Source organism: Saccharomonospora iraqiensis subsp. iraqiensis, from assembly GCF_000430445.1.
Lineage (GTDB): Bacteria > Actinomycetota > Actinomycetes > Mycobacteriales > Pseudonocardiaceae > Saccharomonospora > Saccharomonospora iraqiensis.
Map to the genome: position 1 here is coordinate 7877 of NZ_KE387042.1, position 5495 is coordinate 13371.

A 5495-nucleotide genomic window follows, 5' to 3' on the forward strand; every position below is an offset into this window, starting at 1 on the left:
CGCGGATCCCGGCTGCCGTGGGCCACCGCCACGAGTGCGGGGCCGCCGACGTCCGACGGCCCCGGCGCGTCAGGCACCGCCCGCGAGCGCACGGAACCGTTCCCCGACGAGTCCTGCCGCGAGGGTGTCCCCGCTGCCCGGGTCGAGCACCAGGAACGCGCCGGTGCGGGGGCTGTCGGTGTAGTGGTCCACCGCCAGCTGCTCGGCCAGCCGCAGCCGGACACTGCCGATCTCGTTCAGCTCCAGCTTCCCCGGTTCATCCACCGTGGACAGTGCCTGCTCGTCGAACCGGGAGACGAGCCCGTCGACGATCGCCTGCACCGTGCGGGTGCCGTGCTTGACAAGGACCCTCGTCCCGTGGTCGAGGGTCTTCGCGGACAACCAGCACAGGGTGGCGGTCAGCTCGTCGGTCACGGTGGGGCGGTGCTCGGCCGAGGCGAGCAGGTCGCCGCGGGCGATGTCCAGGTCGTCGCGCAGCAGGACGGTGACCGAGGCGCCCGCGCCCGCCTCCGCCACCGGGCCGTCCGGGGTGTCCACCCGTTCCACGGTGCTGCGCAGGCCCTCCGGCAGCACGGCCACCTCGTCGCCCGGCCGCACCGTGCCCGCGGCGATCTGCCCCGCGTAGCCGCGGTAGTCGGGGTGCTCGGCGGTGCGCGGGCGGATCACGTACTGCACCGGGAAGCGGAACGCGGCCTCGTGCGGGTCCGGCGCCACCGGCACGGTCTCCAGGTGCTCCAGCAGTGTCGGACCGTCGTACCACGGCGTGTTCGCCGAGCGGGTGGCGACGTTGTCCCCGTGCAGCGCCGACACCGGCACGGTCAGCACCGATCCCTCGGCGTAGCCCAGCGAGGTCGCGTGCGCGGCGAACTCCTTGGCGATCACGGTGAACGCGGCCTCGTCGTAGCCGATGAGGTCGACCTTGTTCACCGCCAGGACCAGGCGGGGCACGCCGAGCAGGGCGAGCACGGCCGCGTGCCGCTTCGTCTGTTCCACCACGCCGTTGCGCGCGTCCACCAGCAGCACCGCGAGCTGTGCCGTGGAGGCACCGGTGACGGTGTTGCGGGTGTACTGCACGTGCCCGGGGGTGTCGGCGAGTACGAAGCTGCGCCGGGGGGTGGCGAAGTAGCGGTAGGCCACGTCGATCGTGATGCCCTGCTCGCGCTCCGACCGCAACCCGTCGACGAGCAGCGACAGATCCGGTGTGGACAGTCCTTTGTCGACGCTCGCGCGCTGCACGGCGTCGAGCTGGTCGGCCAGGACCGACTTGGTGTCGTACAGCAGCCGCCCCACCAGCGTCGACTTGCCGTCGTCCACGCTGCCCGCGGTGGCCAGCCTCAGCAGGCTCGACATCAGAAGTACCCCTCCCGCTTGCGGTCCTCCATGGCGGCTTCGGAGAGCCGGTCGTCGGCGCGGGTGGCCCCGCGTTCGGTGAGCCTGCTGGCGAGGACCTCGGCGACGACCTCCTCGACGGTGGCGGCGTCCGACTCGACCGCGCCCGTGCACGACCCGTCGCCGACGGTGCGGTAGCGCACCGTCAGCTCGTGGACCTCCTCGCCCTCCCGGGGCCCGCCCCACGGGCCCTCGGTGAGCCACATGCCGTCCCGGCGGAACACCGCGCGTGTGTGCGCGTAGTAGATCGACGGCAGTTCGACGCGCTCGCGGGCGATGTAGTTCCACACGTCCGCCTCGGTCCAGTTGGACAGCGGGAACACCCGCACGTGCTCACCGGCACGGTGCCTGCCGTTGTAGAGGTTCCACAGTTCCGGCCGCTGCCTGCGCGGGTCCCACTGGCCGAAGGCGTTACGCAGACTGAAGATGCGTTCCTTGGCCCGCGCCCGCTCCTCGTCGCGCCTGCCGCCGCCGAACACCGCGTCGAACCGGTTGTCCGCGATGGCGTCCAGCAACGGCTGGGTCTGCAACGGGTTGCGGGTCCCGTCCGGGCGTTCGGTCAGCCTGCCGTCGTCGAGGTAGTCCTGCACCCGGGCGACGATCAGCCGCAGGCCGTACTTCTCGACCACGTGGTCCCGGAACCGGAGGACCTCGTCGAAGTTGTGCCCGGTGTCCACATGCAGCAACGGGAACGGCACCGGCGCCGGGTGGAACGCCTTGATGGCCAGGTGCAGCAGGAGTGTGGAGTCCTTGCCCCCGGAGAACAGGATCACGGGACGATCGAACTCGCCCGCGACCTCGCGGAAGATGTGCACCGCCTCCGACTCGAGTGCGGCCAGGTGGTCCCGGGCCGCGTCGGTCGCGGACTGCGCAATGGTCATGACGTCCCTTCCTCGACGCGCGTCGGTTCGTCCGACAGGTTCAGGCGTGCAGGCCGCATTCGGTCTTCGCCGAGCCCGCCCAGCGGCCGCTGCGCGGGTCGGCCCCCGGCGCCACCTTCGCGGTGCACGGCGCGCATCCGATCGAGAGGTACCCCTCGGCCACGAGCGGGTTGCGCAGGATCCCGTGCCGCTCGATATAGTCGTCGAACTCCTCGTCCGTCCAGGCCGCGAGGGGGTTGACCTTGACCAGTCCGTTGCGCTCGTCCCAGGTCACGATCGGGGTGTCGGCCCGGGTGGGGGCGTCGGCCCGACGGACGCCGGTGACCCAGCACGAGTAGTCCGCCAGCGTCGCGCGCAGCGGCAGCACCTTCCGCAGGTGGCAGCAACGGTTCGGGTCACGGTCGTGCAGCTTCGGGCCGTACTCGGCGTCCTGCTCGGCGACGGTCTGCTCCGGGTGGGCCTCGACCACCCGGATGTCCGGGTAGGCCGCGGCCACCGCGTCCCGGGTGCCGAGGGTCTCGGCGAAGTGGTACCCGGTCTGCAGGAACAGCACGTCGACGTCCGGCTTGACCCGGGTGGCCACGTCGATCAGCACCGCGTCCTGCATGTTCGAGGCGACGATCAGGTCGTCGCCGAACTCCTCGACCGCCCAGCGCAGTGCCTGCTCCGCGGTCGCGTCGGCCAGCCGTCGCGACGCCCCGGTCGCCAGGGCCTCGAGCTGGTCGGGGGTCCGGGACCCGCTCACCGTGTCACCTCCGGGATCGAGAGACCGAGCAAGGTCACCGAGAACACCCTCCGGCACGCGGCACACATCCAGGCCGTCTCCCCCTCCGGTCGAAGATCCTCGTCGCCACAGTACGGGCAGTGCAGCGGTGCGGAGCGTACGGGCGCCCGCCCGGTCGCCGACTCACTCACCTCAGCTCAGCCTCCTCCGCCCGCGCGGCCCACCGGGCGAACCGTTCGCCGTCGGCGCGGCCCGCGTGGTAGTTGCGGACGACGCGTTCCACGTACTCGGTCAGCTCGGCGGCGGTGACCTTGTGCCCGCGTAGTTTACGGCCGAAGCCCGCGTCGGCGCCGAGGCCACCACCGAGGTGCACCTGGAAGCCCTCGACCTGCCTGCCCTCGGCGTCGGTGACGATCTGGCCCTTCAGCCCGATGTCGGCGACCTGGATGCGGGCGCAGGAGTTCGGGCAGCCGTTGAGGTGGACACTGACCGGGTGGTCCAGTCCGTCCTGCAGGTCGGCGAGCCGCTTCTCCAGGTCGGCCACCAGGTCGGCCGCCCGCTGTTTGGTCTCGACGATGGCGAGTTTGCAGAACTCGATCCCGGTGCACGCCATGACCCCGCGCCGCCAGGGCGACGGGGCCGCGTGCAGTCCGGCGTCGGCCAGCGCGGTGCGCAGGCCCTCGACCTCGGAACCGGGCACGTCGAGGACGACGAGCTTCTGCTGCGGTGTCAGCCGGACGCGGGACGAGCCCGCGCGTTCGGCGGCCCGGGCCGCCGCGATCAGCATCGAGCCGGAGGTCCGACCGGCCACCGGTGTCGCGCCGACGTAGAAGGTGCCGTCGGTCTGGCGGTGCACCCCGACGTGGTCGACCGGAGTCCCGGGGACCTCCGGGGCGGGGCCGTCGACGAGCCCGCGGTGCAGGTACCCGGTCTCCAGGACCTCCCGGAACCGCTCCGGCCCCCAGTCCTTGACCAGGAACTTCAACCGGGCCCGGGAGCGCAGCCGCCGGTAGCCGTAGTCCCGGAAGACACCGACCACGCCCGCCCAGACGTCCGGGACCTCGTCCCGGGGGACCCACGCGCCCAGCCGCACGCCGAGCATCGGGTTGGTGGACAGGCCCCCGCCGACCCACAGGTCGAACCCGGGCCCGTGCTCGGGGTGCTCCACCCCGACGAAGGCCACGTCGTGGATCTCGTGTGCGACGTCGGGCTGTCCGGAGATCGCGGTCTTGAACTTGCGGGGCAGGTTCGCGAACTCGGGGGCACCGATGTAGCGGCGGTGGATCTCCTCGATGGCCGGGGTGCCGTCCACGACCTCGTCGGCGGCGATGCCCGCGACCGGCGAGCCGAGGATCACCCGGGGGCTGTCGCCGCAGGCCTCCATGGTGGTCAGGCCCGCGTCCTCCAGCCTGCGCCAGATCGTGGGGACGTCCTCGATGCGGATCCAGTGGTACTGGATGTTCTGCCGGTCGGTGATGTCGGCGGTGTCGGCGGCGTAGGTCCGGGACAGCTCGCCGAGCAGGGCCAGCTGCCCGGTGGTCAGGGCCCCGCCGTCGATGCGCACGCGCAGCATGAAGTACCGGTCGTCGAGCTCCTCGGGGGTGAGCGTGGCGGTCCTGCCGCCGTCGATCCCGGGTCGGCGCTGGGTGTAGAGGCCGAGCCAGCGGAACCGGCCACGCAGGTCGCCCGGGTCGATCGAGTCGAACCCGCCCGGGGCGTAGATGTTCTCGATCCGGGCCCGCACGTCCAGCGGCGGGCCGTCCTTCTTGGATCGTTCGTTCGGGTTGAGCGGCTCGCGGTGGCCCAGGGCCCACTGGCCCTCGCCGCGGGGCCGCCGGGGTCTCGTGGAACTGCCTGCGTTCGAGGCCATCGATGTCCTCCGGGAACGGGTGGTCCGCACCCGGCGCCGCGACGCGACGGGAGCCCCGTGGGCGGGGAGTTCGGCTCGCCGTACGTCGGCGCCGGTGTCCGGGAAGAGAAGAGTGGACGGCGCGCGGTCAGCGCCGGCAGAGGCTGCTGGAGACGCGCAGGAAGTCGACGTGGCGCCGCACGACGAGGGACACTCCCGCTGAACTCACGGAGCTCACGGTTCCAGCACGGGGCGGGCCCGTCCAGCTGTGCCCGCATACTGGGAAGCCGGCCTCACCGGTGCTTGTCGGCTGCCACAATGCCCCGCTTGCACCGGGAGGCCAGGCGGTGTTGTGCGCGGATCCGCTGCCACAGCCCGAGCGGGGCGAGCTCGGCGTCCGGTGCGCCCCGCCGATGGTCCGGAACGATCCCCCCGTCCCGCAGTGTGCCCGCGAGTTCCCACGTCTCCCAGCGTTCCAGGTCGGGGATCGAGTAGTCGTGGCCGAACACGAGTGCGTCCGTCCCGTCGCCGTGCAGCTGATTTCCCCCGATCGGGCGCAGCGGCACGGCCGTGCCGGGTGCGGCCCCGCCGTCGGGGGAGGCCCCGTCGTCGGGGGAGCTCCCGCCGTCGGCTCCGGCGACGGCGACGGTGG

At 72.4% G+C, this 5495-nt stretch carries 5 protein-coding genes and 1 pseudogene; all 6 read right to left on the reverse strand.

Going from position 1 to position 5495, the window contains the following annotated elements; all coding sequences use genetic code 11:
• Window positions 1-69: 69 nt before the first annotated feature.
• Window positions 70-1350 (reverse strand): sulfate adenylyltransferase subunit 1, encoded by a 1281-nt coding sequence (locus tag ACTIR_RS0103235; RefSeq protein WP_026453205.1) that lies wholly within the window; start codon window positions 1348-1350, stop codon window positions 70-72.
• Window positions 1350-2270: a sulfate adenylyltransferase subunit CysD gene (gene cysD / locus ACTIR_RS0103240; protein ID WP_026453206.1), complete on the reverse strand. Its 921-nt coding sequence runs from the start codon at window positions 2268-2270 to the stop codon at window positions 1350-1352. The genes ACTIR_RS0103235 and cysD overlap by 1 nt, the downstream gene beginning before the upstream one ends.
• 40 nt (window positions 2271-2310) lie before the next feature.
• Window positions 2311-3015 (reverse strand): phosphoadenylyl-sulfate reductase, encoded by a 705-nt coding sequence (locus tag ACTIR_RS0103245; protein ID WP_026453207.1) that lies wholly within the window; start codon window positions 3013-3015, stop codon window positions 2311-2313.
• The gene (locus ACTIR_RS27375) at window positions 3012-3185 is read right to left on the reverse strand and encodes an Insertion element protein (RefSeq protein WP_084789297.1); all 174 of its coding nucleotides are present in this window, start codon (window positions 3183-3185) and stop codon (window positions 3012-3014) included. Before ACTIR_RS27375 ends, ACTIR_RS0103245 begins: the two co-directional genes overlap by 4 nt.
• On the reverse strand, window positions 3182-4864 hold the full coding sequence (locus ACTIR_RS0103250; RefSeq protein WP_026453208.1) for a nitrite/sulfite reductase: 1683 nt from the start codon (window positions 4862-4864) through the stop codon (window positions 3182-3184). The genes ACTIR_RS27375 and ACTIR_RS0103250 overlap by 4 nt, the downstream gene beginning before the upstream one ends.
• 272 nt (window positions 4865-5136) lie before the next feature.
• Window positions 5137-5495, reverse strand: a pseudogene (locus ACTIR_RS21410) (hypothetical protein); the annotation flags it as partial.